Raw genomic sequence first — 26,786 nt, forward strand, 5'->3', positions numbered from 1 at the left:
CCATTTTGCGTTCGAGCGAAGCAATGATGGACAAGACATTCGAGCCCGCCACCGTCGAGGCGCGCATCAGCAAGGCCTGGGAAGAGGCCGAGGCCTTCCGGGCAGGGCGTGGCGCCGAGCCGGGCGCTGAGCCCTATTGCATCGTCATTCCGCCGCCGAACGTGACTGGCTCCCTGCATATGGGCCATGCGCTCAACAACACGCTGCAGGATGTGCTCTGCCGCTTCGAGCGCATGCGCGGCAAGGACGTGCTCTGGCAGCCGGGCACCGACCATGCCGGCATCGCGACCCAGATGGTGGTCGAGCGCAAGCTTGCCGCCGAGAACAAGACCAACCGCAGGACCATGGGCCGCGAGGCCTTCCTCGAGGAGGTCTGGCGCTGGAAGGCGGAGTCCGGCGGCACCATCGTCAACCAGCTGAAGCGGCTCGGCGCCTCCTGCGACTGGTCGCGCGAGCGCTTCACCATGGACGAGGGGCTGAGCGCGGCCGTGCTCAAGGTCTTCGTCTCCCTGCACAAGCAGGGGCTGATCTACCGCGCCAAGCGGCTGGTGAACTGGGATCCGAAATTCCAGACCGCCATTTCCGATCTTGAGGTCCTGCAGGTCGAGAAGACCGGCTCGTATAAATGGCAGCGCGGCGGCGAGGAGGAATTCGACTCCGCCAAGCTCGACAAGGCGCTGAACCGCGATCCGAGCGGGCATCTCTATTATTTCAACTACCCCCTCGAAGGCGTGGTCTACGACCTCGACGACGCTTCGACCTTCATCACGGTTGCGACGACCCGGCCGGAAACGATGCTGGGCGATACCGGCGTCGCGGTGCACCCCGAGAACGAGCGGCTGAAGGGCCTGATCGGCCGGAACGCGATCCTGCCGCTGGTTGCGCGCGTCATCCCGATTTTTGGCGACGACTATGCCGACCCGGAGAAGGGCACAGGCGCGGTCAAGATCACGCCGGCGCATGACTTCAACGATTTCGAGGTCGGCAAGCGCCACAAGCTTGCGGTCATCAACATCCTCGACGGCGAAGCGCGCATGCTTCTCGAAGCGAACGAGGACTTCCTGGCCGGCGCCAAGCCCGAGCAGGCGGTGCAGGCTCTGCACGGCCTCGACCGCTTCGCTGCCCGCCGTCTCGTCGTTGCACTGATGGCAGAGCGCGGCTTGCTGGTGAAGATCGAACCGCATGCGCATACCGTGCCGCATGGCGATCGCTCCGATGTCGTGATCGAACCCTGGCTGACCGATCAGTGGTATGTCGACGTCAAGCCGCTGGCGGAACGCGCGCTCAAGGCCGTGAAGGATGGGCGCACCAAGATCACGCCCGATAGCTGGACCAAGACCTATAACGACTGGCTCGAGAACATCGAGCCCTGGTGCGTCTCGCGTCAGTTGTGGTGGGGGCACCAGATTCCGGCCTGGTACGGACCGGATGGCGAGTGCTTCGTCGCCGAATCCGAGACCGCTGCACAGGCTCTGGCGGTCGGCCATTACGGCGGCCCGGTTGCGCTGACGCGCGACGAGGACGTGCTCGACACCTGGTTCTCGTCGGCGCTCTGGCCGTTCTCGACGCTGGGCTGGCCGGAGGATACGCCGGAGCTCAAGCGCTATTACCCAACGGCGACGCTCGTCACCGCCTTCGACATCATCTTCTTCTGGGTCGCCCGGATGATGATGATGGGCCTCAACTTCATGGACGAGGTGCCATTCAAGGACGTCTATATCCACGCCATCGTTCGCGACGAGAAGGGCGCGAAGATGTCGAAGTCGAAGGGCAACGTCATCGATCCGCTGACGCTCGTCGACAAGTATGGTGCCGACGCCCTGCGCTTCACGCTCGCTGCCATGGCGGCGCAGGGGCGCGACATCAAGCTCGCGACCTCGCGTGTCGAGGGTTATCGCAACTTCGCAACGAAGATCTGGAACGCCTCGCGCTTCGCCGAGATGAATGGCTGCCAGCGCGTCGAGGGTTTTGATCCCGCTCTGGTCACGCAGCAACTCAATCGCTGGATCCTCAGCGAGGCGGCCCGGGCCGCCGACGAGATCGCGGCCGGCATTGCCAGTTTCAAGTTCAACGAAGCGGCAGGCGCCGCCTATCGCTTCGTCTGGAACGAGTTCTGCGACTGGTATCTCGAGCTGGCGAAGCCCGTTCTGCAGGGCGACGGTGCAGCCGCAGCGGAGCGGGCTGAGACACAGGCGACCGTTGCCCATGTCATCGACCTGATCTGCCAGCTTCTCCACCCCTTCATGCCGTTCCTCACCGAGGAGCTCTGGGCCGTGAAGGCGGGAGAGGGGGCTCAGCGCAAGCTTGCCAAGGGTGATGCCGCGCTGGTCTGCCTGACGCGCTGGCCCGAGCTTGCCGGCCTCACGAACGAGGCGGCCGAGGCTGAGATCGGCTTCGTCGTCGATCTGATCTCCGATATCCGCTCGGTCCGCTCCGAGACCAATGTGCCGGCCGGCGCGCAAGCGCCTCTGGTACTGGTCAAGGCGAGTGCTGCGACCAAGGCGACGATCGAAGCCTGGGCTCCGATGATCGAACGGCTGGCGCGCGTCTCCGCGATCGGCTTCGCCGAGATCGCCCCGCCGCAATCCGCCCAGATCATCGTGCGTGGCGAAGTCGCGGCTCTGCCGCTCGCCGGCATCATCGACCTCGACGCGGAGCGGGCGCGCCTGACGAAGGAGCTCGCCAAGCTCGACCAGGACATTCTCGCGGTGGAGCGCAAGCTCGGCAATCCGGATTTCGTCGCTCGTGCGCCGGAAGAGGTCGTCGAGGAAAACCGCGAGCGCAAGGCGCAGGCCGAGGCACGGAAGGTCAAGATCGGCGAAGCGCTGGTGCGGATGCAATAGCCCGGTAGCGCGTCACTCCCGCGTTATGCAAAGACTGGTAGGGTTCCAAACGCGCTTGCTGGAGCCCTGCCATGTTTCGCCGCAATGCCTTCGATCGGTTCCTTGTCGATGACTTCCTGACGGAAGCGGGTACGCCCTCGCGCCGGCGTTTTCTGCAGGGGCTTGCGGCCTCGGGCCTGTTGCTCACCGGCGGCGCTGTGCTCGACCAGCGGGTCTGGGCCAATCCGGTCTTCGCTGCCTATCCTTTCGGGCTCGGCATCGCCTCGGGCGATCCGTCTGCCGATGGCTTCGTGATCTGGACCAAGCTCGCGCCCCTGCCGCTTGCGCGCAATGGCGGCATGCCCATGAAGGCTGTCGAGGTCACCTACGAGATCGGTGCCGAGGCGAATATGCGCCAGATCGTGCAACGCGGCTCGGCCCTGGCCCGGCCCGAGCTCGGCCACGCCGTCCATGTCGAGGTCTCCGGGCTGGAACCGAACCGCGACTATTTCTACCGCTTCACGTGCGGCGGCGAGCGCACCATCACGGGCCGTGCCCGTACCTTCCCGTCGGCGAATGTGTCGGTTGAGCGGGTCCATTTCGGTGTGCTCGGCTGCCAGCGCTACGAGGACGGCCATTTCACCGCCTTTCGCCATGTTGCGGATGAGCACTTCGATTTCATCTACCATTACGGCGACTACATCTACGAGTACCGCATGGTGCGGCCGAACGAGCGGCCCTTGGCTGTCGCGCGCGTCATGCCCGGAGATCCCGACGAGATCTATTCGCTCGCCGACTACCGGCATCGTTATGCGATCTACAAATCCGATCCCGACCTGCAACTGGCCCATGCCTCGACATCGTGGCTGGTCTCGTTCGACGATCATGAGGTCGACAACAATTTTGCAGGCCTGGTCTCCGAGCAGAATGTTCCCCCGGAGATCTTCGCGCTGCGCCGCGCTGCCGGATTCCAGGCCTGGTATGAGCATATGCCGTTGCGCCGGGCGTCGATCCCGAGCGGTCCTTCGATCCAGGCCTATCGGCGCTTCCTCTATGGCGATCTGGCCCAGATCGATGTGCTCGACACCCGCCAGTTCCGCTCGGACCAGCCTTGCGGAGATGGCTCGCACGCAGCCTGCGCTGACGCGCTGAAGCCTGAAAACACGATGCTTGGCGAAAAGCAGGAGGCCTGGCTTGCCGAGGGCCTGCGCAGTTCGAGAGCGCGATGGAACGTGCTGGCTCAGCAGGTCATGGTGATGCGCCACGACCGCGATCCCGACCCCAGGAAGGTCGGCTACAGCATGGATAAATGGGACGGTGCAGTGGCGGCACGCCAGCGTCTGTTCGACACGCTGGAGAGCGCTGGCACGGCCAACGCAGTCGTGCTCACCGGAGACATCCACCAGAACTGGGCGGGCGAGCTCAAGGCCAATTTCGACGATCCCAAGTCCAGGACGCTTGGCGTCGAGTTCGTCGCCACCTCGATCACCTCGGGCGGCGACGGAGCCGACACGACAAAGGCGGGACAGGTCGCCCTGCAAAAGAACCCGCATATCGGGTTCTTCAACAATCAGCGCGGCTACATGCGCCATACCCTTTCACAAGGCGGCTGGCAGGCCGATTACCGCGTGCTGGACCGGGTTACCACTGCCGGAGCCGCGATCTCGACCCGTGCCAGCTTCGTCGTCGAGGCCGGAAAACCGGGGATGTCGCCGAAATGAACCGCTGTCTGCGCTGCCCGTATCAGGACATGAATCGGTCGCCAAATTGACCTTGAACTAAGAGACCTCTGGCAAATTCCCGGGGACACGATTAGATGCGCGCGGGGTGCAAGTCTGCCATGCGCCGTTCGATCCACTGCACGAGACACTGAACCGACGCATGCTCAAGCGAGCTTATGATTGGTGCGTTTCCTACGCATCCCACCCCGCCGCGCCGTGGCTGCTCTTCGCCCTGACTTTTGTCGAGAGCTCGGTCAGCCCGTTGCCTCCGATTCCGCTGCTGCTGCCGATGTGCATCGCGCGGCCGGACCGGGCCTGGTTCTACGCCGGGATCTGCTCGCTCGGCGCCGTCACGGGGGGCTATCTCGGCTATGCGATCGGCGCCTTCCTGTATGAATCCGTCGGCGTCTGGCTGATCAGCATCTACGGGCTTCAGGACAAGGCCGCCCATCTGATCTCGAGTTCGCAGGATTTCTGGTTCTGGGTGCTCGTCACCAAGGGGCTGACGCCGATCCCGTTCAAGATCGTCACGATCATGTCGGGCTTCCTGCATTTCGACATCTGGAAGTTCACCATCGGCATGGTGATCTCACGCGTCACCTTCTTCGCCATGATCGCGCTCGCGCTACGCTTCTACGGCGACAACATCCGCATCTTCATCGAGAGGCACCTGCCGCTCAGCGTGACGCTTCTGCTCGTGGTGGTCGTTGGCGGGTTCTTCGTCCTGCCCATGGTTCTCTGAGCTGCGGTTCCTCAAATTGTGACATCGTGGCAACACCGCTGAGGCATCGCATGCGCGCTGTCCTGAGCTGGATCAGATGCCGCGATGCCGCCACAAAGCGCCCCCAGCAAAGAGGGACGTTAAGTCACTGAGATTTAGATGATTTAAAGTCGGGTTTGTCCGGTTGGAAGATTATGTCCTTCCCGAGCCTGCAAAGAGACTGAACGTTGCGCGTGGCGCGGGCTGCGTGGCACATCTGCCGCGCACTGCAAGCGCAGGGTGGAGCGAGGACAGGTAGAATGGACGCGCGCGTTTTCGATAAGTCGAAGCTACCCAGCCGGCATGTCAGCGTCGGGCCGGCGCGCGCTCCGCATCGTTCCTACTACTATGCGATGGGGATGACCTCGAAGCAGATCGCGCAGCCCTTCGTCGGCGTTGCGTCCTGCTGGAACGAGGCGGCTCCCTGCAATATTTCGCTGATGCGCCAGGCCCAGGCCGTCAAGAAGGGCGTTGCTTCGGCCGCGGGCACGCCGCGCGAGTTCTGCACCATCACGGTGACCGACGGCATCGCCATGGGCCACCAGGGCATGAAGTCGTCGCTGGCCTCGCGCGAATGCATCGCCGACTCGGTCGAGCTCACCATGCGTGGCCATTGCTATGACGCGCTGGTCGGCCTTGCCGGTTGCGACAAGTCGCTTCCGGGCATGATGATGGCGATGGTTCGCCTCAACGTGCCGTCGATCTTCATCTATGGCGGCTCGATCCTGCCGGGCACCTTCAAGGGCAAGCCGGTCACCGTCCAGGACGTGTTCGAGGCCGTCGGCAAACACTCCGTCGGCGCCATGTCGGACGAGGACCTGAAGGAACTGGAGGAGGCAGCCTGCCCGTCCTCGGGCTCCTGCGGCGCCCAGTTCACCGCCAACACCATGGCGACGGTTGCCGAGGCTATCGGCCTTGCGCTGCCCTATTCCTGTGGCGCGCCTGCGCCCTACGATGTGCGCGACACCTTCTGCTACACCGCCGGCGAGATGGTGATGGAGCTGATCGCCAGGAACATCCGCCCGCGCGACATCGTCACCCGCAAGGCGTTGGAGAATGCGGCCATGGTCGTGGCGGCCTCGGGCGGCTCGACCAATGGTGCGCTGCACCTGCCGGCGATCGCACATGAATGCGGCATCGATTTCGATCTCTTCGCCGTCGCCGAGATCTTCAAGAAGACCCCCTACATCGCCGACCTGAAGCCAGGTGGGAAATATGTCGCCAAGGACATGTTCGAAGTCGGCGGCATTCCGCTGTTGATGAAGACCCTGCTCGACCATGGCTACCTGCATGGCGACTGCATGACCGTGACCGGCCGCACGATTGCCGAAAACCTCGCTTCGGTGAAGTGGAACGATGAGCAGGACGTAATCCGCCCCGCCAACAAGCCGTTGTCCGACAATGGCGGTGTCGTCGGTTTGCAGGGCAATCTCGCCCCTGAGGGCGCGATCGTGAAGATCGCGGGCATGCCGGCCGAGAGCCTGGTCTTCACCGGGCCGGCCCGCTGCTTCGACTGCGAGGAGGACGCCTTCAGGGCCGTCACCAATCGCGAGTACAAGGTCGGCGACGTGCTGGTCATCCGCTACGAGGGCCCCAAGGGCGGCCCCGGCATGCGCGAGATGCTGTCGACGACCGCGGCCCTCTACGGCCAGGGCATGGGCGACAAGGTCGCGCTGATCACGGACGGGCGATTCTCCGGCGCGACCCGCGGTTTCTGCGTCGGCCATGTCGGCCCCGAAGCCGCCGTTGGCGGGCCGATCGGCCTCATCCGCGATGGTGACATTATCGAGCTCGATGCCATCACAGGAAAGCTCGCGTGCCGCCTTTCTGATGCCGAACTTGAGGAGCGTCGTAAGGCCTGGAAACCGCGCAGGACCGACTACAATTCGGGCGCGCTGTGGAAATACGCGCAAACGGTCGGCTCCGCCAAGGGCGGGGCCGTGACCCACCCAGGAGGGGCGGCAGAAACCCATTGCTATGCGGATATCTGAGACCATCATAGCTGGAACATTCCTGATCCTGGGCTGCCAGTCGGCAGCCTGGTCGCAGGATGTCATGGGCCGGGCACCGATCCCGCCGCGCTCGATTCCGGGCGCTCCGCTGCCGGAGCCCGAGGGGCCGCCTCCCGCGGGCCTGCAGGCCCTCCCCAATGGCCGCGTGCTGGCGCCTGCGCCGAACGCTCCCGCCGCGCATGCCGCGCTGCCGTTGGCGCCCTTCGCCAGCGCGCGCGATGCGCTGAAGGCCTGGATGCGCGATTCGACGGCTGGTGATCAGGCCGGCGCCGTGCGCGCGCTCGAATATGCCGCGGCTCACGGCCACCTCACTGCCCAGTACAAGCTCGGCCGGATGTATGCCGGTGGCGAAGGCGTTCCCAGCAATGATCTGAAGGCCTTCGAGTACTTCTCGAAGATTGCGGACGAGAATGCCGATGCGATTCCCGGCACGGCCGACGGGCGTATCGTTGGCAGCGCCTTCGTAGCGCTCGGCAGCTATTTCACGGACGGCATCAAGGGCTCCTATGTGAAGCCCAATATCGACCGGGCCTTCGATATGTTCCACTATGCCGCATCCTATTTCGGCGATCCCGACGGGCAGTACAATCTTGCCCGGCTCTACATGAACGGGCAGGGCACCGGCCGCGACCAGCGGCAGGCAGCGCGCTGGATGAAGCTTGCAGCCGAGAAGGGGCATGTGCCGGCGCGTGCCGTTTTTGGCGACATGCTGGTTCGTGGCAGCGATGGCGTTCCGCGTCAGGTCTCACAAGGGCTGATGTGGCTGGCTCTGGCACGCGATGCTGCCGATCCGGCGCGTGAAGCCTGGATCTTCGAGCGCTATGACGCGGCCTTCGCTGCGGCTTCCGTGAGTGACCGCAACGCGGCGCTATCGCTGGTTGAGCGCCAGCAGGTTGCAGGCCGCTCCAGCGAACGCTGAAAGCCGTACACCGACGTCTCTGGCCGCCCCACGCGGCGGCGTAACGCATGGCGGGCAAGTACGCCCTGCCGTGCCCACCGCATCGCTCTCTCCTTCAGCCCTGCATACATCCTCGCCTTGTCGTTGCGTGGGAAAACCGTTGCTCGCGCCCCGGCTCCGGATGTCGCCAGTCGGAGCTGCCGCGAACCGCGCCGGTTTTCTGGCGCGCGCCGTCTGCTCTTCGGCGGCCGCACAATTCCGGAAGCGGGCCGCGCCGGGCGAAACGGGCGCACACCGAGATGTGATGGCGCCGGCTTGTCCGAGGCCTGAACACGGATCAATGTTCATCGTATGTTCATGCGGTAAGGCGGAGATTCACCGCAAGGCGAGGCTCACTTGATGGGAGATTCGTCATGACCTCAATGCTCAGCATCACCAAGACGACTGCCGCTGCTTTCGCCGCGGTCATGGCAGTCGGTGTCATCGCATGGTCGGCGCCAGCCGAGGCGCGGTTCGGCGGCGGCGGCGGCTTCCAGGGTGGCGGAGGCTTCCATGGCGGTGGCGGAGGCTTCCACATGGCCTTCCACGGCGGCGGCGGCCGAATGGCTGGCTTCGGAGGGGGCGGTTTCGCCCATCCCGGTTTTGCCCGCCCAGTCTTTGCCGGTCGGTCGGTTTTCTTCCACCAACAGCGGTTCAACCATAACCGGTTCTTCGTCGGCCCGGCCTTCGCATTCGGCGTCGGGGCGCCCTATTACTACAACACCTATTACAATGACGGCTGCTACTATGCGTGGCAGCAGCACTACGACCAGTGGGGTTACGCCGTCGCTCGCCGCGTATTGGTCTGCTACTGACAAGCCGTTCCATGCGACGCGGACGACGCTTGGTCCGGGCAATAGCCGCGCAAGGACGCGCTGATCACGCTGCCTTCAACTCCACGATGACCGGCACATGATCCGACGGCTTGTCCCAGCCGCGGACATGTTTGGCGATCGAGACAGCGGCAAGCCTGTCTGCAGCGTGCGGCGAAAGCAGCAGATGGTCGATCCGGATGCCGTTGTTCCGCTGCCAGGCGCCAGCCTGATAATCCCAGAAGGTGTAAAGCCCGCCGGAATCCGTGGTCGAGCGCAGCGCTTCGGTGAAACCGAGATTAACGAGCCCGCGGAAGGCGGCCCGGGTCTGCGGGAGGAACAGCGCGTCATCGACCCAGGCCGCGGGGTCGCGTGCATCGCGTGGCTCGGGGATGACGTTGTAATCGCCGGCCAGGACCAGCGGCTCTTCCTGGGCAAGCAGCATTTGCGCATGGGTGGTCAGGCGGCGCATCCAGCCAAGCTTATAGGGATATTTCTCGGTATTGGGCGGATTGCCGTTCGGCAGGTAGATCGAGGCGATACGGACTACGCCACCGGCATAGGCCAGCACGCCCTCGAGATAGCGAGCCTGCTCGTCGGCATCGTCTCCCGGCAAGCCGCGGCGGACATCCTCGAGCCTGGCGCGGCTGAGAATCGCGACGCCGTTGAAGGTCTTCTGGCCATGGGTCTCGACCTGCCAGCCGGCCTCCTCGATTTCGCGCCGCGGGAAATCCCCGTCGACGCATTTCAGCTCCTGCAGGCATAGGGCGTCGGGCTCGGATTCCCTGAGGAAATCGAGCAGATGGCCAAGCCGCTGGCGGACCGAATTGACGTTCCAGGTGGCAATGCGCAACGGGCTGGCTCCGAGTCAGGTCGAGGGCTGAATAAGCGTCAGAGATCGGCCGCTGACAACCCTGCAGTGGTGCCGGTCATGCCAAATGGCGTCAGTATCCGTGCCCAAACAGCACATCTCCCCATCAAAAACCTCCCCATGTCGCCATGGAGAGGCTCGATGTCGTGGCGCTGAATGCGCGTCAGCGCTCAGGGACAGGCGCGCACCACGCCGCCCGCGCCGATATAGGTTCCGGTCTCGGGGTCGTAGCTGCGGAACCGGCGCGCGCAATAGGCGACTGCATCGGCATCCGGGGAGGCATAAACCGGGCCACCATAGACGGGGCCGCCGTAGACAGGGGCCGGAGCGGCGTAGACCGGACCAGGCGCAAGCAATGCGCCAGCTGCCAGTGCGCCGATGGCGCCCGCTGCAATGCCGGCACCGACGGCCGCACCGCGTCCGCCGCGATAATAGCCGCCGCGGTAGCCGTAGCCGGGGCCGTAATATCTCCGGTACTGCACGCTCTGAATCAGATCCTTGCCCGATTCGGCGACAGCCGCTGCTGAGCCAGTCGTCGCGCTCAACGGCGCGGCGCTCGCCGGGGCGGTCAGAACGACGCCTCCTAGCAGCGCGGTGGCGATGGCGAGGGTCTTGATCATGACGAAACTTTCTCCTTTCCTCTCGAACGTGAGAGGAACGCCAGTGTTCCTCCAATCCATGGCAATTTTATAGTGCAAGGCGACGGCGTGAAAGCCCCGACCGTCAAGATCCGTGAAATTTCATCCTTACGGCGCTTCGTCATCGCATTTCAGCATTTCGATGCAAAGTTCGGCTCAGGATTGGCGCTTGTCTCGCAGGCGCTTCCGCACCATCTAGCGACGGCATGATGTTGCTTCGCAACACGATCCCTTCCCGCATCCGGAACCACTCTATGCTGCACCAGAACCCGACGCTGCCCCCTGCCGAGGCGATGAAGCCGTTGCCGATGATCATTTTCGGCTCGCGCTGGCTGCAGGTGCCGCTCTATCTCGGCCTCATCGTCGCGCAATGCGTCTATGTCTTCCTGTTCCTGAAGGAACTGGTCCACCTCGTTACACATGCGACGCAGTTCGGCGAGCAGCAGATCATGCTGGTCGTCCTCGGGCTGATCGATGTGGTGATGATCTCCAACCTGCTGATCATGGTCATCGTGGGCGGCTACGAGACATTCGTTTCGCGCCTGAAGCTCCATGGTCACCCCGATCAGCCGGAATGGCTGAGCCATGTCAATGCGAGCGTCCTGAAGATCAAGCTCGCTATGGCGATCATCGGCATCTCGTCTATCCACCTGCTCAGGACCTTCATCGAGGCCGGCAATATCGGCAATACGGGGCGGGTGACGAATTACACCGAGACCGGGGTCATCCTGCAGACGGTGATCCACGTCGTCTTCATCTTCTCGGCCATGGGGATCGCCTGGGTCGACAAGATCACTCTGCCGGCCGGCAAGGGCCACTGAGCCGCGGGTCAGGCCCTGAGACCGCGCGGCATCCCCTTGGTGCTGCGCGGCTGCGCCTGGCCTGGCGCAGTCTCGACGCCGATCGTCGGCAATGCCAGCGTGCGTTGGCCGCGAAAATCGACATGGCAGACGAGGAGCCCACGCTCCTCGATATAACCCAGAACGCGGCGGGCGCGGCCCGGCGAATGGCTGCCATAGACCTCGGCGAGTTCGGCGTCGGTCGGGGCGGGAGCGCCCTCGATCGCGGTGCGGGCAATGTAGAGAAACAGGCTCTGGAGGTCGTCCGGCAGGGTGGCTGCGGCGTCGAGCGAGACCTGCCAGGCATGGGACGCCGTGATGTCCTCACTCGCGCCTGCGCGGGCTACGGCAAGCCGCCGGCGGAAGTCATCGAGGCTGAGCGAGGATTGACCGACGCGGCGCATGCGGCAGCGCACCGTAAAGTCCTGATAGACCACGGCGACCTGGCGGCTCCGCGTTTCCGGGTCCTCCATCAGATCGCGCAGGATCTCGGTCATGATCGCCTCGCGCTCTTCCGGTTCCATCGGAATCTCGGGCTCCGGCTCGACGGCGGGGGCAGGGCGATAGCTCTCGATCTGGCGGAGCACTTCATTGGCTGCCGGGCGCGGCCGCGGCGTGGGACGCGGGACCCAGGAGGTGACGGGAGGTTCGTTCTCGCCCGCTTCGAAAATGAGCTTGCTCGCATCCTCCGGGGCCTGTTCGGGCAGGGGCATCAGGCCGGGCGCACTGCCGCGATCGACCGAGGACACGGCGCCGATCCTGAGCGGCAAGGGGCGTTTCGACAGCGCCGGGCCCAATGCGACGAACTGGCCACGCTCGAGGTCGCGGAACATCTCGGCCTGGCGCCGGTCCATGCCGAGCAAGTCGGAGGCGCGCTGCATGTCGATATCGAGGAAGGTGCGGCCCATCAGGAAGTTCGAGGCCTCGGCCGCGACGTTCTTGGCAAGCTTGGCGAGACGCTGAGTCGCGATCACCCCGGCGAGGCCGCGCTTGCGGCCGCGGCACATCAGATTGGTCATGGCGCCGAGGGAGAGGCGACGCGCTTCGTCCGACGCTTCGCCGGCCATGACGGGCGCGAAGAGCTGCGCCTCGTCGACGACGACCAGGATCGGGAACCACATGCTGCGATCGACGTCGAACAGCCCGCCGAGAAAGGCGGCCGTCGCGCGCAACTGCTCGTCGGCGTCGAGATTCTCGAGGTTGAGCACGATCGAGACACGATGCTGGCGGACGCGGATGGCGATACGCTGCAATTCGGCCTCGCCGCAGGCGGCGTCGACCACGACATGGCCGAACTGACCGGCCAGCGAGACGAAATCGCCCTCCGGATCAATCACGGCTTGCTGGACCAGCGGTGCGCTTTGCTCCAGCAGCCGGCGCAGCAGATGCGACTTTCCTGAGCCGGAATTGCCTTGGACCAGCAGGCGCGTCGCCAGCAATTCGGCGAGATCAAGCAGCGCGGGTTGTCCACCCTGGGTCAAGCCCATGTCGATGCCCGTCGTCATGCTCTGGTCTTGCTGCTCCGTCTGCCGCCCTGTTCCCGGACCGGCGCTTCTAACACACTGCAACTGGCCGATGGCCGGATACGGCCGGCCTTCCACAACTATCGGCCCCGGCAGATCAGCGCAGGCAGCGCCGCGCGCGTTCTTCACGCTGAATGTCGGCGATCATGCGGCGCTGGGTGTTCGACAGCGGCAGCTCCTCGGCATTGTCGTATTGGCAGCCGGCATTACCAAAGGCCGCGATACCGCGCTGGGTGCGGAAGCAGTAGCCCTGCGCCTTGTAGATCTCGTTGCGGGCATACCAGAGCTCATCGCAGGTTTGCTGCGCGAGAGCCGGCGCAGGCATTCCTGTCAAAGTCAGGAATGCCATGATCATCAATGTCTTGTGCGGCATGGTTCACTTCTTGAATCGAGTCGGCTCGATGCAAGATTGGGCCGCCGGACGAGCCCGGGCAAGCGGGGCTATTTCAACTCGCTCTTGCGCAGCATGGCGGCGCTCATGCTGACTCCGAAATGTTCGCTCATTTCGCCCGCACTCATATGGCGGATCGCTTCGATATTCGGGATCAGCAGGGCGGCGGCATAGCGCCGGGCCTGATACTCCATCGCCCGGACCTTGGCCGAGAGGCGCTCGGCCTGCGAGCCGGCAGGGGCGCGATGCAGGATGCCTTCATGGCCGAGCAGGGCATGTCCGACCTCATGGGCGATGGTCATCAGCGCCCGGCTTTCGCCGCGCAGGGCCGCGAGAAACACGGGTTCCGGGATCCGAAGGCGCTTGGTCTCAGAATCCCATTGCGCCTCGGCGTCGGCGAGTTGGCCGTCCGGTACACGTTCATAGGCAAAATTCGGGTAGCGGGCCTTCAGCCGCGCCATCAGGATCATGAAATCAATGCCCTGTTCGTCGCGGAAGCCGAGTTCGCGGCGATGGCTCAAGGCGCGGGCATCGATCTGGGCATCGGTCAGGAATGCGGGCTTCATGACAGCCTCCCGTGACGGAGCGGGAGCAGCCTAGCGCGCTCTTTGCCAATGCTCAATCCAGGATCATCAGGCTTGCGCAGCTAGCGCGGGGCCATCTCGAGGCAGGTCAGGACCTGGACATAGCTGGGCGGGCCGCCGAGTTGCGCGCTCTCGACGCAGGTGTTGCGGCTCTGCGCTGGATAGGCCGACCAGCGTTGTACCAACGTCGCGCGCGCCTGGTTCTCGTCGTCCTGGCAGGCCTGGGCGGTACGACCGACCCCCATGCTGGAACGGCCGACGTCGCGGCACGTGTTGACGACATCGAAGCGCGGCGGCCCATCGGAAACGGGAACGAAGAGACCGGTTGATAGTGATAGTGAGAGAAGGGCTGCGCTGATCATGGCGGAACCTCCGCAGGAGTGCCCGCGCGTTCTACGCGTTCAAACCGGGCCTGATCCAGCATAGCGCGTCGCCTGCACAGCCGCTAGCCAAGCGTAAACCGGTCTCTGCCCTTCGCCTTGCTTACGTAAAGCAGACCGTCCGCCCGCCTGTAGATTTGCTCCAGTGTTTCAAGGCCGTCGAAGAGGGCCGCGCCGACGCTGGCCGTCAGGTGAGGGGCAGTGTCCGAGGCGTCATGGGGAATGTCGAGCGAGGAGACCGCGCGGACGAGATTATCAAGCATGGCGCATGCCGTATCAGGCCTGACCCCATAGAGGATCAGGCCAAATTCCTCGCCTCCCAGGCGCCCAACCATGTCCATCGGCCGCCGCAATCTCGCTTCGAGCGCGCGGGCCAGGCTGCGCAGAGCCAGGTCGCCGGCCTGGTGTCCGTAGCGGTCATTGTACTTCTTGAAGTGATCGACATCGAGAATGGCGAAGACGAGACCGGCGCGCTCGCGCCTGGCCTGGCGCAAGGCCGTTGCGGCGTGCTCCTCGAAGAAGCGCCGATTGCCGATACCGGTCAGTGCGTCGGACATGGCGCGGTTGTGCAGCATCCGACGCAGCAGGAAGTGATCGCGCTGGGTGTATTCGCGCAGATAGGCGCCGACCGCGCCGACGAAGACGGCAAAGAACATCAGGATCGAGATCCGGATATGCTCATGGATATGGCCGGGATCGAGCATGACGAACCCGAGCAGAGCATTCAGGACAGCGATCAGCATCGCTGCCGCGACGCTTTGATGGAAGGTCAGGCCGACCGGCAGGAACACCGCCATGATGATGACGAAGCCGGCCAGATCCGCCTGGGCGAGGCCGCGCAGCTTGAAGACATTGGCGCTGACTGCACTCGTCGTTCCAATCAGCACGAGAACGAGGAAGCTCAGCCGGTTATAGGCACGGGGCAGACGCTTGCCGACGAGGACCGAGATCAGGGAAAGCAGGACGGCGAGCGTGATCCAGCGCAGAGCGGCTGCGGCCAGGGCGTCGTAGCGCTGCGCCCGATATTCCGTCAGCGGGTCGATCCGTGCGATGTCGAGCGCGATGAAGACGAGCCAGATTCCGAGCGCGGTGAGCGCGCAGACCAGCGTGCTCATCCGCTGCTCGATGCGCATATAGCGGCGGTATTCGTCTTCCAGCCCCGAGACGAAGCGCAGGCGCTTGAAGCCTCGCGCGCGCTGCCCTGCATAGGAACTGTCGCGCGCAGGCGCCGGGGGCGCGTTTTCCGCGGCGTCTATGACCTGTTCCAAAGCACTCACCGCACAAGCCTGCGAGCGGAGTGCCTAACACTCCGTTGGGGAGAGGGGCACTGCGTCGCAATCGCTGCGGGTGTGCGCGGGGACGGTTTCGGAAGCCTTGCGCCGGTGATGAGAATGCGAGGGAAGGCGCGCGGCCCGCGCCCTAACGCCATTCCTAGCCATGCTCGCTGGCCAGGATGGCCTCGACGATCTCCTGAACGTTCAGGGCCTCAGGCAGCGTCGCGAGATGATGCGGCCCGCCCTGCGTGAGGCGGATGACACCCTGGAGCTGGCGCCTGAGTGCGACGGGGCGTGCATCCGCCTGTGACAATGCGTCGGCAGCGCGTTCCCAGCTGCCATCGGGCAGACGGCGTTCGGCGATCGACCAGTCGCAAAGCCGGACCGCGCCCCTATCACCTTCCAGCATCCAGATATTGTGGTCATCCTTCCCAGTGCTCCCGACACTGCCCTTGAGCGCGACGGGGATGTCCCCGGCCAGCAACCTGGCCTCAATCCGGCGCTCCGATTTGCCCGCCTCCGGGAAGGCCACGCTCGCCGTGAGCCCATGCAGGGGGCCAACCAGCCTGCGGCTCAGGAAGAGGAAATGCGACACGACCTCGCGGGTGAAACCGCCCTGCGGGGTTCTGTCCAGCCAGGCCGCGGCGTCGGCCTGCCAGGGGCGCGGCCAGGTCGCGAAGGCGACTTCGATCGAGACGCGGGACAGAGTGCCGACCGCACCCTGTGCGATCCACTCCATCAATGTCGCTACGGCGAGCGAGGACGCGAAGGGGAAATTGACCGCGCCTCTGTCGCCGGCTTCCGCAACAAAGGCGCGCGCATCGGCGACATCGACCGCCAGCGGTTTCTCGCAAAAGACACTCTTGCCGGCGCTGATGGCGGCGCGCGCGTGGGTGAGGTGGGAGGCTGGAGGCGAGGCAATATAGACGCAGTCGCTGGCGGCGACGACCGCTGCGGCGTCAGTCAGCCGCGGAACCTGCGGGAAGGTTGCGGCCATGCGCTCCATTGCCGAAGGCGCCGGATCCCAGACGCCGCTGACCTTCACCAGTTCCTGGGACTGGTCGAGAATGGCGTGCAGCAGCCGCTCACCCATGATGCCTGCGCCAATGATCCCGATCGAGAGAGTGCCGTTCTGCATCGCCTAAAAATCCCTGCTCTGAGCCGAGGAGCGCGATAGCAGGATTCCGTCAGCGCCACGAGCGCGCGAGCGGCCGTAATCACGCGTCGCTACCATGTGGCGCGCAGCCCGGCGGTGAATACATGGGTGGTGGCGTCGGCATTGAGCCGGACATCATAGTCGGCGAACAGTGTGGCGTAGCGGCCAGCGCGTGCCGACAGGCCCAGGCCGAGGATGGCGCTGTCGCGCGCCACTCTCGCGCCCTGGACCGGGAAGGAGGCCGCAGGCGCCCCAATGAAGGCGGTATCGAGCACCATCGCATCGTCGAGGAACTCGTGCTGCCAGCGGCCACGAAGCTCGACAGCGACGCGGCTGGAGGCGAGATCGAACTCCTTCGCCAGGCGCAGGCCCAGGCTGCCGAGGAGGCTTTCCGCGGATTGCTTGCCGGCCGTCAGGCCAATGCTGCCAGCGCCGGTCTCGCTGAATCCGTCCTGCTGCAGATAGCTGTAACGCAGTGCCGCCAGCGGCTCGAGCTTAGACCAACCGAGATCAAGGGCGTAGCCGGCTTCGAGGGCGCCGGTGAAGCGATCGCCACCGTATTCGGCCCTTGCCTGGCGAGAGAGCCCACCGAAGCTGATGCTGCGCTCAGATTCGAAATCGAGGCGGGCATAACCGAAGGTACCATCAAGGCGCAGCGGGCCGCGTGTGTAGCCGCCATAGAGCGCGCCTTCATAGGCCTTGATGCCGCCCTTGCCGGAGAAGTTGCGGAATTCGGCGTCAGTGCTGGAGTAGCCAGCGCTGAGCCCGACCAGAATTTCCGGAGTGATCTGCCGGTCAAAACCGGCGATCATCCCGCCGCCGCGATACTCGGCCCCGCCGGCATTGGCATTGCCACCAAGCGTCCCGATGATGCCATAACCCCGCGCCCAGACATTGTTCTGGGCCGCTGCCGGTCCGGACGGCAGGCGCCTCAGCAGCGCTGCGGCGGGACTCGCCGCGGCGCTCGATGCATAAGCCATTGCGGCGCCGGTTGCGGTGGGTTCGGCCGGGCCGGAGCGCAGATCGCTGAGCCGTTGCGAGATCATGGCACTGAAGGGGGCAGAGCCGCCGAGGGCGAGAGTACCAAGGCTGGCATGCGCCTCGCCGGAGAGGCCGGCAAGGGCCTGTCGCGCGCCATCCCGCGTGCCGGCGGCCTGCAGCAACCCCGCTACGTCGCGTAGATCCTGATCCGCACCGGCAACGCCGCGTTCGAGCGCGGCGCCGGCGGCGCATTGGTTGGCCGAGGCGCAGACGCCTGGCGTATCGAAGGGCAAGGTGCGGATATCGAGATGCGCCGTGTTCGGCTGGTAACGCAGGCTCGCCTGGATGAAGGGCGCCGAACCATCGCCCGGCGGCCCCTCGATGCCGTCGAAGCGGCCGATGAGGCCCTGTCCGGCGCTGAGCGCCGGCATGGTCTGGAAGCGCGGCAAGAGTTGCGCCCGGCCTCCCATGGCGACGAGGCCGGAAAGGCTGGCGGTGCCGGTGACGGCAAGGTGGTTCCGCCCACCGATTGGGCCGACCTGCTGAACCAGAATGCCACCGGCCTGCTGCACGTAATTGCCGCTGATGGTCAGCGTGCCAGCGCCGCGGCTATCGCCGGCCCAGAGGGTGCCGGCATTGGTGACTGAGCCCGTGATCAGGCCGGAACCAGTGAGCGTGCCGGCCGCACCGATACTGGTCGGCGAGGCGATGCTGCCCATGATCGAGAGAAAGCCGCCGTCGACGCGTGTCGCACCGGCATAGGAGCTGTGGCCCGTGAGCATGAGTTCGCCCGCGCCGCGTTTGACGAGACCGCCGGTCCCGACGATGTCGTTTCCGAAGACGGCGAGGCCGCCGGGCTGCTCGACGACGAAATCGCCCCAATCGAAACGGCCAGGTCCGAGCACTGCCTTGCCGACATCGAGCAGGCCGTAGCCGAATATGTCGTCGACGCCGGGAGCGCCGATGTCCCGGGCGGTGCCGAGCAGGGTCTGGCGCACCTGATCGGCGCTGAAGAACGGGAACATCTGCCAGACCAGGGCCGCTGCACCTGAGACATGGGGAGCTGCAAACGACGTGCCGTTGACCTTGGTGTATCCGCCGTTCTTGTCGGCGACGACGATGGGATCGTCTGGAAATTCGCCCCACCAGTCCCCGCCGCCGGGAGCCGTCAGGCACCAGTTCTTGGCCACGCCGCAGCGGTTCGTGTACAACGGCTCGTAGCCTGGTCCGTAGGCCACCACGGCCAGCCAGCCGCGCTCCAGTTCCGGGAAATGATAGGGCAGGCCGGCTTCGATGCTCGGCTGGGTCCGCTCGTCATTCCCTGTACCCCAGACCAACAGGGCGCCAGATGCCACTGCACGACGATAGGCCGGCAGCTCCTGCCATCGAGCAAGCTCGCTCTGCGTCACCGACGTGACAGGATCGAAGCTGCCCCAGCTGTTGTTGATGACGCGCACCCCCCGGGCAACGAGCCCATCGTAGGCTGCAACGAAGCCTGAAGACGGCGCCGGAATTCCATCCTGATCAAAGACGCGCGCGCTGAGGATCGTAGCGCCTGGCGCCACGCCATGCATGCCGATGCCGTCGCGATTGGCAGCGATTACTGAGGCGACGCCCGTGCCGTGCCCTCCGGGGTCGGTCACAAGAGCGGTGTTCGCGATATAGTCGTAGCCACCCCCAAAGCGGCCTGCGAATTCGGAATGCCCGGTGAACACTCCGCTGTCCACAACGCCAACCAGGATGCCCGTGCCGTCGACGCCTCGCGCATAAGCGTTTGCGGCATTGATATAATCGAGTCCCCATTGAGCCTTGTATTCGGGGGGTCTCCACATACTGGGATCGGTAAGGAGGCCGCCCGACTGGGCTGAAGCAGCACTCGCCAGCGCCGTCGTCAGCAACAGGGCAGCGGCGGCTTTCTTAGGCAAGGACGGCACGCAGGCCTCAAAGGCAGGAATCGGGTGGTCCGGTCGATGATCGTCGGTCCAAGGCTTTGCGGCCGTATCTCCTCACCGTCAATACGGCAGATTTCGTATGGTGAAGGTGGGGTCAAGTTGGTTCGGACACTTCGACGACGCCTTCCAGTATGAGGACTTTGCCAAACCCTGGTCTGCGCGTTGCATCGCGGTGACCGAGAATTTCGAGCGCGAGACCGGGCTCAAGGCCTATGAGGCCTGGATGAGAAGCAGGACCGGCATCCCTACTGAGTGCGGGCGCCAGGTTCGCGCTCCACTCCTTTCGCATTGCTTTGGGCCTCGAAGCCAAGGACGAAGGCCCTGCGGTGAGCTCAGGGGCTGGGGTCCGCAATTGGCCATCTCTGCCCGTCCTGCTCGCCTGGCCGATCGCCATTCGCGTATCGCGTTCCAGAGCGATGTGCGATCGCCGAACCTCTGCCGGCACTTCAATGCAGGCGCACTGGACACTTCGGCCGCCGGCCGAATGCTGCTGGCGCATATTGCCGAATTACTCGTTCCGAGAATCCGGTTCCTGGGCCGCAATCCAGTCGGCGAAGGCCAGCATGGCAGCCGTCGGCTTCCGCGATTTGAGCTTGGTCAGCCAATAGCTTCCAAGCGAGATCGAGGCCGGGAACGGTCGCCGGATCGAGCCGTTGCGCAATTGGCGCGAGAACATGAGAGCCGGGGCGAGGGCTACTCCGACCCCTTGTTCGGCGGCCTCCATCATCGCGAGCGACGAGTCGAAGACGATGGCGCCTGCAATGTTGGGCGGCATGTCCGCGCCAGTGGCAGCAAACCAGCGGCTCCACTCGTCCATGCGGTAGCTGCGCAACAGAGTGAGCGTGCCGAGATCCTGCGGCGCATGGAGGGCGGCGGCCAGTTCGGGCGTACAGAGCGGCGTCAGGGGCGCCTCGAACAGCTCCGTAGCATCGAGACCGTGCCAGGCGCCGTTGCCGAACCGAATGGAGAAGTCCAATCCTTCGGCAGCCAGATCGACCCGATTGTTGTTCGTGGAGAGCCTCAGCTCGACGAACGGATGAGCGCGCCTGAAGTCCTCGAGCCGGGGCAGCAGCCAGCCGACCGCGAAGGTGCCCACCGCTCCGACCACGAGCAGTTCGCGGACCTTTCCCGACCCAACCCTGTCGAGCGTCGTGGCCAGGCGATCGAAGGCATCGCTCACGACGGGAAGGAGGGCTTCGCCCTCTGCCGTGATCCTGAGGCCGCGCGGGAGCCTGCGGAACAACTGAACGCCCAATCTCTGCTCGAGAGAGCGAACCTGCTGGCTCACGGCGGCTTGCGTCACCGCGAGTTCGATGCCGGCCCGCGTGAAGCTGAGATGCCTGGCCGATGCTTCGAACGCCCGCAACGCGTTGAGTGGCAGAAAAGGTCGAACCATCGATGCCCAAATTTAACTTATGGCTGATCCGACTTATCATCGTTTGCCGGGAGTTCGAAGGGGTCATAAACGGCGCCCATTCCGAWTTGGAWGGAGATGCCCTTGTCCAAACGACTCTACGCCGGTCTGGCAGCCAGCGTTCTCGCCGGCACGCTGGGCAGTCTGTCCAGCGCCCACGGCGCAGGCCCCGATCAGGACGCCCGCGTGCGCCAGGCCGTCGACGAAGCGGTGAAGCCGGTGATCGAGCAGCACGGGATCCCCGGCCTGGCTGTTGCCGTGACGATCGATGGAAAGCGCTACTTCATCGAGTACGGCCTGGCCTCGAAGGAACCCAGGGTTCCTGTTACGCGGGACACGCTCTTCGAGCTGGGGTCGATCAGCAAGACCTTTACGGCGACGCTCGCGACCTATGCCGAGATCGAGGGCAAGTTGTCGCTGAACGACAGTGTCAGCCAACACATGCCCGAGTTGAAGGGCAGTGCCCTGGACGATGTGCGATTGCTGGATCTCGGCACGCATACGGCTGGCGGCTTTCCGCTTCAGGTCCCTGACGACGTCAAGGATCAGAAGCAGCTCATGGCCTATTATCGCGCCTGGAAGCCGCGCTTCACTCCCGGCACATACCGAAATTACGCCAACCCGAGCATTGGTCTTCTCGGCGTCGTCACCGCGAAGGCGATGGGAGCAAGCTTCGAGACGTTGATGGAGCGGCGATTGTTCCCGGATCTCGGGCTGCGCCGGACCTATATCAACGTCCCCGCGGCGGAAATGAAGAGTTACGCGTGGGGCTACAACCGGGAGGACAAGCCGATGCGGGTCTCCCCGGGCCTCCTCGCGACCGAAGCCTATGGGGTCAAATCCAATGCCGTCGACATGATCCGCTTCCTGGAGGTGAACATGGGCATCGGCACCGTGCCGGGGAAGGCGGCCGTCGCTGCGCGGGCGACCCATACCGGGTATTTCCGCGCGAGCGAGCTCATCCAGGATCTGATCTGGGAGCAATACCCCTATCCGGTCGAGCTGGATAAACTCGTCGCCGGCAACTCGGCCAAGATGATCCTGAACGGCGTCCCCGCGGTTGCGATCGAGCCGCCGATGGCGCCGCGGAGCGACGTGATCCTCAACAAGACCGGGTCGACCAATGGCTTTGGCGGCTACGTCGCCTATGTCCCGGCAAAGAAGATCGGGATCGTCATGCTCGCGAACAAGAACTACCCCAATGATGCGCGGGTGAAGGCCGCGCATCAGGTGTTGTCGCGGCTTGCCGAGTAAGTCTGGCTGGTTGCATTCGCCTGACGAAGGACAAACGGAGCAGGCTGCCTTGCAGGGGCCGCGCGTCCTGCTGCTACCGCTCCGATTGTGCCGTGATGCCGCGACGCGCGGACCCGAAATCGAGCGGCCGCGTCAGACCAGCCGCACCGCCTTGCCCGGATTCATCAGGTTCGCAGGGTCGAACTGGCGCTTGACGCCTCGCATCAGCTCCAGGTCGAATGGCGGCTTATAGATTTCGATGAGGTCGCGCTTGAGCTCGCCCAGGCCGTGCTCGGCGCTGATGCTGCCGTCGAAAGCCTCGACGAGATCATAGAGCGCCGTCTCGACCTGCTTATGCAGTGCGTGGCGCTCGGTGGCGTCGGCACCGGCCGGTGCCAACAGATTGAAATGCAGATTGCCGTCGCCGATATGGCCGAAAACGATCGGGCGCAGGCGCGCGTCGATCGCATTCAGCGCCGTCAGGCAGCGATCGACGAAAGCCGGGATGGCGCTGATCGGGGTGGAGACATCATGGCTGAAGCTGGGGCCTGCGCGCTTCTGTGCTTCCGTGATGTTCTCGCGGAGTGCCCAAAGCTGCTCGGCCTGTGCCAGGGAACGGGCGATGACGGCGTCTTCGACGATCTCCTGCTCGAAGCCTTCGGAGAGAACACTCTCCAGGATCGCTTCGAGCGGAATTTCCGGCGTCGCCGCATCGAGTTGCAGCAGCACATAGACGCCGCCGCGTAGTGCCGGTTGGGTGACATGCGGAGCATGGGTTTCGACCAGGGCGCGGCAGTCCTCGGTAAAGCACTCGCAGCCAGAGAGGACGTCGGCAGCGCGCGAGCGGGCTAGCTGGAACAGGCGCAAAGCCGCTGCGAAATCCCGGACGCTGGCCAGGGCGGTCGCGCGCGCCTGCGGTGCAGCGTGCAGTTTCAGCACGGCGGCGGTGACGATGCCGAGAGTTCCTTCCGAACCGATGAAGAGATGCTTCAGGTCGTAACCGGTGTTGTCCTTGCGCAACGCGCGCAGGCCGTTCCACACCCGGCCGTCGGGCAGCACGACCTCCAGCCCGAGCACCTGGTCGCGCATGTTGCCGTAGCGCAAAACCGCCGTTCCGCCGGCATTGGTGGCGATCGTGCCACCGATCTGGCAACTGCCTTCGGCGGCGAGGCTGACGGGAAAGAACAGGCCGGCATCGCGTGCGCGCTGCTGCAAAGTCTGCAGAACTACGCCGGACTCCACGATGGCAACGGCGTTGACGGTGTCGATCTCGCGGATGCGGTTCATGCGGCCAAGCTGGACGACAACCGCTTGGCCGCTGTCATCGGGAATCCCCCCGAAGACGAGGCCGGTATTCCCGCCCTGCGGGACCAGCGGAACGCGGTGGCGCTGGCTCCAAGCTGCGATCTCTGCGACCTGCCGGACGTCGGCTGGCCGGACCACAGCGCGGGCAAGTCCGTGTCGCCGGCCGCGCCAGTCCTCGCAGAACGGCGCGATGGCGTCAGCGTCGGTCAGGACATGGTCGGCTCCAACGATCTGCTCGAGCTCGTTCAGGGGGGGCGTGGACATTGCGTTCTCCTGGAAAGCCGCGAGCGTGAACGTGAGGGTTGAACCGCAGCCCGCATGAAGCAGGCGGCGGTTCAATCATGTCCGCCGAGCCTAGTCGATCTTCGTCTGAGGCCAGCCGTGGTCATCGTGGATTGCGGTGAAGGCCGGGCGGGCTACAGCTCGCCCGGCTCAGGTGTTCAGCGTGCCGGCGACTGACCGAGTTCGTGCAGGAGCGCCGCGCCGGTGCGAAGCCCGCTGTAGAAGCAGTCGAGAGTCAGGTTCTCATTTGGCGCATGGTTCGCTTCGTCGGGGTTCGCGTAAGGGGTGACGAAGGCGGGAATGCCGAGGATCTTGGTGAAGACATAGCCTGGCAGGCTGCCGAACCCCGCGGGGATCAGCAGTGGCTCTTCGCCCTGGGCCTTGACAAAGGCCTGGCGCAACGGCGTCGTAAAGGGCGAGGCGATGGGAGTCTTCGAGGGCTGCATCCCCCTGTCCTGAGCGATGAACTCGACCTCTGGGGCATGCTTGGCCACATGGTCCGCGACCTTGCGCAGAATGTCCTCCGGGTCCTGCGCCTCGACCAGGCGGATATCGCATTTCACGAAAGCTTCGTTCGGCAGCACGGTCTTGGTGCCGGGCCCGCCATAGCCGCCGTGGAAGCCGTTGATGGTCAGTGTCGGACGAAAGCAGAGGCGCTCGTAGAAGGGGCGGTCGGCAGGTGCGTCCAGGCGATCAAGCCCCAGGCTCTGCTTCACCGCCTCGGCGGCGCGGGGGAGGCGCTCGATAGCCGCGAGTTCCTCTGGTGTCGGCGGCTCGATATCGTCGTGGAGGCCCGCGATGGTGATCTCGCCCGCAGCATTCTTCATGGTGCCGAGCAGGTGTACGAGCGTCCAGATCGGATTTGGCACCACGCCACCGAAATTGCCGGAATGCACGTCCCGATTGGCGTGACGACAGCGCAGATCGAAGGAGATCACGCCGCGTGAGCCGAACTTGATCGCGGCCGCACCGCTGGCATGGCGCGGACCATCGGCCGTGACGGCGAGATCGGCCCTCAGCTTGTCCTTGTTGGCCCGCACGAAGTCGGCGATGTGCGGGCTGCCGATCTCTTCCTCGCCTTCCAGCAGGAGGATGACATTGCAGGGAAGCGTGCCATGCACCTTAAGATGCGATTCGATCGCCATCATCTGTGCGAAATGCTGGCCCTTGTTGTCGCCGACCCCGCGCGCATAGAGCCGGCCGTCGCGGATCGTCGGCTCGAAGGGCGGCGAGAGCCATTTGTCGAGCGGATCGGGCGGCTGCACGTCATAGTGGCCGTAGAGCAGCACTGTGGGCTTGCCCGGCGCCTTTTCCCAACGCCCGATGACCATGGGGTGCCCTTCGGTGGGCACCAGTTCGGTCTCGAGCCCGATATCGGTCAGCATCTTGACCAGCAGTTCTCCGACTTCAGCGATGCCGATATTCTCGGCACTGATGCTCGGGTGGCGCAGATAATCGATCAGACGATCAAGGAAAGGGGCGCGGTTCGCCTCGATATGATCGAAAACCGCGGCCAAGGTGTCGGAGGAAGCCATAAGTCTTGCACCTGCCAGAATTAGGAGAGCCAAAGTCGCACCCGTTCTGGTTACGATGGCCGCGGCAAACCCGTCCATGCGCGACATGAATGCGCGCCATCTCCGGACGCTGGATGCCGGTCCGTCGCTGCTGTCGCCAACGGCCTTGCGACGGCCGGGCCGATGGCGTCTGCTGGATCAGGTGATCAGTTGATTGTGAAAGGCGAAGTCGAGGCAGCCCTGGATGTGCTGCTCCAGAATAGCCTGAGCCTCCACAGCGTCCCGCCTCAGTGCACAGCCGAGCAGCGCCTTGTGCTCTTCGGCTGCAATCGCGCCGCGGAAGATCACGAAGACCATCTGGTACCGAAGGTAACGGTCATAGACGCCGGAATGGACATTCAGCAGGGCCTTGGAGCCGCAGGCCGAGACCAGGGCCTGGTGAAATTCCCAGTCGTAGCGCTTCCACTGCTCCGCTTGCGTGCGGTCGCCCGCGAGCAGGCTCGCTTCCATCCGCGCCAGCTTGTGATGGGCGGCAACGACGCGGCCTTCCCATTCCATGTCGCCGGACTGGAATGACTGCGCCAGGGCGCTCCTCTCGATGAGCAGCCGAAGCGCCGCGATCTCCTTCAGATCCTCGGCCGAGCACGGCGCAACCTGGAAACCGCGCTGTCCCTCTGCCGTGATCAATCCTTCCGGAGTGAGGCGGCTGAAGATTTCGCGCAGGGTGCCGATCCCGACGCCATACGCTGTCCGCAATTTTTCCAATGGCAGGCGTTGGCCGGGGCGAAGACGCCCGAAGACGATGTCCGTGCGGATGCGCTCATAGGCTTGTTCGCCGGTCGAGATCGGCGCGATGTCGTCGCCTGCAAAATCCGTCACGATGTCCGCCATGCCCTGCGCGCACCTTTTCGAGAGGGCCGTCCTACGACGCGTGCAGCCTCCGCGCCAGAACCAATGAGTGACGGCTGAAATCAATATCATCGGATGATTATGATATTATCGGTTGATGACGGCTTCGCTAGATGTAATGTGCTCGCAAGGTCGCCCGAGAGGCGCCCAATGGCGGCAGAGCCGTAACGGCCATCCCGGGGAGGAACGAGAATGATCAAGTCGAAATTGAACCGCCGTCAGGCTCTGTTGGCCGGCGCGGTCGGGCTTGCGGCGCCGAGCCTGTTGCTGCGGCCTGCGCTGGCGGTGACGCCGGCGGAGATCAAGGCGAAGGGCAAGCTGGTCGTGGGCATCCAGGGCGACAATCCGCCCTGGGGCTTCGTCACCAGCGCCGGCAAGCAGGATGGGCTGGATGCCGATATCGCGGCGCTCTTCGGCAAGGAGCTCGGCGTCCCCGTCGAGTTCGTGCCGCTCGAGGTCAATAACCGCATCCCGGC

At 64.7% G+C, this 26,786-nt stretch carries 22 protein-coding genes; 9 read left to right on the forward strand and 13 right to left on the reverse strand.

Annotated elements, in window-relative coordinates:
* Positions 1-23 precede the first annotated feature (23 nt).
* From AC1DW9_RS11845 to AC1DW9_RS11870, 6 genes are all read left to right on the forward strand, one after another.
* The gene (locus tag AC1DW9_RS11845; RefSeq protein ID WP_441505828.1) at positions 24-2,843 is read left to right on the forward strand and encodes a valine--tRNA ligase; all 2,820 of its coding nucleotides are present in this window, start codon (positions 24-26) and stop codon (positions 2,841-2,843) included.
* Between the two features lie 71 nt (positions 2,844-2,914).
* Complete coding sequence (locus AC1DW9_RS11850) at positions 2,915-4,543, forward strand: alkaline phosphatase D family protein (protein WP_441505827.1); 1,629 nt, start codon at positions 2,915-2,917, stop codon at positions 4,541-4,543.
* Positions 4,544-4,703: 160 nt separating this feature from the next.
* Complete coding sequence (locus AC1DW9_RS11855; RefSeq protein WP_441505826.1) at positions 4,704-5,285, forward strand: YqaA family protein; 582 nt, start codon at positions 4,704-4,706, stop codon at positions 5,283-5,285.
* 278 nt (positions 5,286-5,563) lie between these two features.
* Positions 5,564-7,294, forward strand: coding sequence for a dihydroxy-acid dehydratase (gene ilvD / locus AC1DW9_RS11860; protein WP_441505825.1), 1,731 nt, complete (start codon positions 5,564-5,566; stop codon positions 7,292-7,294).
* On the forward strand, positions 7,281-8,234 hold the full coding sequence (locus AC1DW9_RS11865) for a tetratricopeptide repeat protein (RefSeq protein WP_441505824.1): 954 nt from the start codon (positions 7,281-7,283) through the stop codon (positions 8,232-8,234). Before ilvD ends, AC1DW9_RS11865 begins: the two co-directional genes overlap by 14 nt.
* 392 nt (positions 8,235-8,626) lie before the next feature.
* Positions 8,627-9,067: a hypothetical protein gene (locus tag AC1DW9_RS11870; protein ID WP_441505823.1), complete on the forward strand. Its 441-nt coding sequence runs from the start codon at positions 8,627-8,629 to the stop codon at positions 9,065-9,067.
* A 64-nt stretch (positions 9,068-9,131) separates the two neighbouring features.
* On the opposite strand, the gene xth is transcribed toward AC1DW9_RS11870, so the two are convergent.
* Positions 9,132-9,917, reverse strand: coding sequence for an exodeoxyribonuclease III (gene xth, locus AC1DW9_RS11875; protein WP_441505822.1), 786 nt, complete (start codon positions 9,915-9,917; stop codon positions 9,132-9,134).
* 188 nt (positions 9,918-10,105) lie between these two features.
* The gene (locus AC1DW9_RS11880; protein ID WP_441505821.1) at positions 10,106-10,555 is read right to left on the reverse strand and encodes a BA14K family protein; all 450 of its coding nucleotides are present in this window, start codon (positions 10,553-10,555) and stop codon (positions 10,106-10,108) included.
* Positions 10,556-10,827: 272 nt separating this feature from the next.
* Between AC1DW9_RS11880 and AC1DW9_RS11885 the strand changes: the two genes are divergently transcribed.
* Complete coding sequence (locus tag AC1DW9_RS11885) at positions 10,828-11,394, forward strand: TIGR00645 family protein (RefSeq protein ID WP_441489899.1); 567 nt, start codon at positions 10,828-10,830, stop codon at positions 11,392-11,394.
* A gap of 8 nt (positions 11,395-11,402) precedes the next feature.
* Here AC1DW9_RS11885 and AC1DW9_RS11890 read toward each other — a convergent pair whose 3' ends face one another.
* The 8 genes from AC1DW9_RS11890 to AC1DW9_RS11925 form a co-directional block, all read right to left on the reverse strand.
* Complete coding sequence (locus AC1DW9_RS11890; RefSeq protein ID WP_069880451.1) at positions 11,403-12,917, reverse strand: helicase HerA domain-containing protein; 1,515 nt, start codon at positions 12,915-12,917, stop codon at positions 11,403-11,405.
* Between the two features lie 115 nt (positions 12,918-13,032).
* Entirely contained in the window at positions 13,033-13,308 is a 276-nt protein-coding gene (locus AC1DW9_RS11895; protein ID WP_441489900.1) for a YARHG domain-containing protein, read from the reverse strand.
* A 68-nt stretch (positions 13,309-13,376) separates the two neighbouring features.
* Positions 13,377-13,892: an ImmA/IrrE family metallo-endopeptidase gene (locus AC1DW9_RS11900; protein ID WP_441489901.1), complete on the reverse strand. Its 516-nt coding sequence runs from the start codon at positions 13,890-13,892 to the stop codon at positions 13,377-13,379.
* Positions 13,893-13,972: 80 nt separating this feature from the next.
* Positions 13,973-14,272, reverse strand: a complete 300-nt coding sequence (locus AC1DW9_RS11905) for a hypothetical protein (RefSeq protein ID WP_441489902.1) — start codon at positions 14,270-14,272, stop codon at positions 13,973-13,975.
* A gap of 83 nt (positions 14,273-14,355) precedes the next feature.
* On the reverse strand, positions 14,356-15,567 hold the full coding sequence (locus AC1DW9_RS11910; protein WP_441505820.1) for a GGDEF domain-containing protein: 1,212 nt from the start codon (positions 15,565-15,567) through the stop codon (positions 14,356-14,358).
* 154 nt (positions 15,568-15,721) lie between these two features.
* Positions 15,722-16,702 carry a Gfo/Idh/MocA family protein gene (locus tag AC1DW9_RS11915; protein WP_441505819.1) on the reverse strand — a complete coding sequence of 327 codons (981 nt, stop codon included), beginning with the start codon at positions 16,700-16,702 and terminating at the stop codon, positions 15,722-15,724.
* A gap of 89 nt (positions 16,703-16,791) precedes the next feature.
* The gene (locus tag AC1DW9_RS11920) at positions 16,792-19,635 is read right to left on the reverse strand and encodes an autotransporter domain-containing protein (RefSeq protein ID WP_476855094.1); all 2,844 of its coding nucleotides are present in this window, start codon (positions 19,633-19,635) and stop codon (positions 16,792-16,794) included.
* Between the two features lie 526 nt (positions 19,636-20,161).
* Positions 20,162-21,049, reverse strand: coding sequence for a LysR family transcriptional regulator (locus AC1DW9_RS11925; RefSeq protein ID WP_441489906.1), 888 nt, complete (start codon positions 21,047-21,049; stop codon positions 20,162-20,164).
* Between the two features lie 96 nt (positions 21,050-21,145).
* Here AC1DW9_RS11925 and ampC point away from each other — a divergent pair, with 96 nt between their 5' ends.
* Positions 21,146-22,321 carry a class C beta-lactamase gene (gene ampC / locus AC1DW9_RS11930; protein ID WP_441489907.1) on the forward strand — a complete coding sequence of 392 codons (1,176 nt, stop codon included), beginning with the start codon at positions 21,146-21,148 and terminating at the stop codon, positions 22,319-22,321.
* 132 nt (positions 22,322-22,453) lie between these two features.
* Here the strand turns inward: ampC and AC1DW9_RS11935 are convergent, their stop codons facing one another.
* The 3 genes from AC1DW9_RS11935 to AC1DW9_RS11945 all read right to left on the reverse strand — a co-directional run bounded on the left by AC1DW9_RS11935 (position 22,454) and on the right by AC1DW9_RS11945 (position 26,292).
* Positions 22,454-23,869, reverse strand: coding sequence for an FAD-binding oxidoreductase (locus AC1DW9_RS11935; RefSeq protein ID WP_441505817.1), 1,416 nt, complete (start codon positions 23,867-23,869; stop codon positions 22,454-22,456).
* 176 nt (positions 23,870-24,045) lie between these two features.
* On the reverse strand, positions 24,046-25,422 hold the full coding sequence (locus AC1DW9_RS11940; protein ID WP_476776340.1) for a M20/M25/M40 family metallo-hydrolase: 1,377 nt from the start codon (positions 25,420-25,422) through the stop codon (positions 24,046-24,048).
* Positions 25,423-25,599: 177 nt separating this feature from the next.
* A complete protein-coding gene (locus AC1DW9_RS11945) occupies positions 25,600-26,292 on the reverse strand; it encodes a GntR family transcriptional regulator (RefSeq protein WP_441489910.1) in 693 nt (230 codons plus the stop codon).
* Positions 26,293-26,502: 210 nt separating this feature from the next.
* Here AC1DW9_RS11945 and AC1DW9_RS11950 point away from each other — a divergent pair.
* The coding region (locus AC1DW9_RS11950; protein ID WP_476855095.1) for a transporter substrate-binding domain-containing protein at positions 26,503-26,786 on the forward strand (284 nt) is incomplete at its 3' end.

The organism is Allobosea sp. P4_E12 (assembly GCF_056401655.1).

Bases quoted from the DNA above. Each gene is read 5' to 3' on its own strand.
- AC1DW9_RS11845 (WP_441505828.1), top strand. From the start codon at position 24: ATGATGGACAAGACATTCGAGCCCGCCACCGTCGAGGCGCGCATCAGC.
- AC1DW9_RS11850 (WP_441505827.1), top strand. From the start codon at position 2,915: ATGTTTCGCCGCAATGCCTTCGATCGGTTCCTTGTCGATGACTTCCTG.
- AC1DW9_RS11855 (WP_441505826.1), top strand. From the start codon at position 4,704: ATGCTCAAGCGAGCTTATGATTGGTGCGTTTCCTACGCATCCCACCCC.
- ilvD (WP_441505825.1), top strand. From the start codon at position 5,564: ATGGACGCGCGCGTTTTCGATAAGTCGAAGCTACCCAGCCGGCATGTC.
- AC1DW9_RS11865 (WP_441505824.1), top strand. From the start codon at position 7,281: ATGCGGATATCTGAGACCATCATAGCTGGAACATTCCTGATCCTGGGC.
- AC1DW9_RS11870 (WP_441505823.1), top strand. From the start codon at position 8,627: ATGACCTCAATGCTCAGCATCACCAAGACGACTGCCGCTGCTTTCGCC.
- AC1DW9_RS11880 (WP_441505821.1), bottom strand. From the start codon at position 10,555: ATGATCAAGACCCTCGCCATCGCCACCGCGCTGCTAGGAGGCGTCGTT.
- AC1DW9_RS11885 (WP_441489899.1), top strand. From the start codon at position 10,828: ATGCTGCACCAGAACCCGACGCTGCCCCCTGCCGAGGCGATGAAGCCG.
- AC1DW9_RS11890 (WP_069880451.1), bottom strand. From the start codon at position 12,917: ATGACGACGGGCATCGACATGGGCTTGACCCAGGGTGGACAACCCGCG.
- AC1DW9_RS11895 (WP_441489900.1), bottom strand. From the start codon at position 13,308: ATGCCGCACAAGACATTGATGATCATGGCATTCCTGACTTTGACAGGA.
- AC1DW9_RS11900 (WP_441489901.1), bottom strand. From the start codon at position 13,892: ATGAAGCCCGCATTCCTGACCGATGCCCAGATCGATGCCCGCGCCTTG.
- AC1DW9_RS11905 (WP_441489902.1), bottom strand. From the start codon at position 14,272: ATGATCAGCGCAGCCCTTCTCTCACTATCACTATCAACCGGTCTCTTC.
- AC1DW9_RS11915 (WP_441505819.1), bottom strand. From the start codon at position 16,702: ATGCAGAACGGCACTCTCTCGATCGGGATCATTGGCGCAGGCATCATG.
- AC1DW9_RS11925 (WP_441489906.1), bottom strand. From the start codon at position 21,049: ATGGTTCGACCTTTTCTGCCACTCAACGCGTTGCGGGCGTTCGAAGCA.
- ampC (WP_441489907.1), top strand. From the start codon at position 21,146: ATGCCCTTGTCCAAACGACTCTACGCCGGTCTGGCAGCCAGCGTTCTC.
- AC1DW9_RS11935 (WP_441505817.1), bottom strand. From the start codon at position 23,869: ATGTCCACGCCCCCCCTGAACGAGCTCGAGCAGATCGTTGGAGCCGAC.
- AC1DW9_RS11940 (WP_476776340.1), bottom strand. From the start codon at position 25,422: ATGGCTTCCTCCGACACCTTGGCCGCGGTTTTCGATCATATCGAGGCG.
- AC1DW9_RS11945 (WP_441489910.1), bottom strand. From the start codon at position 26,292: ATGGCGGACATCGTGACGGATTTTGCAGGCGACGACATCGCGCCGATC.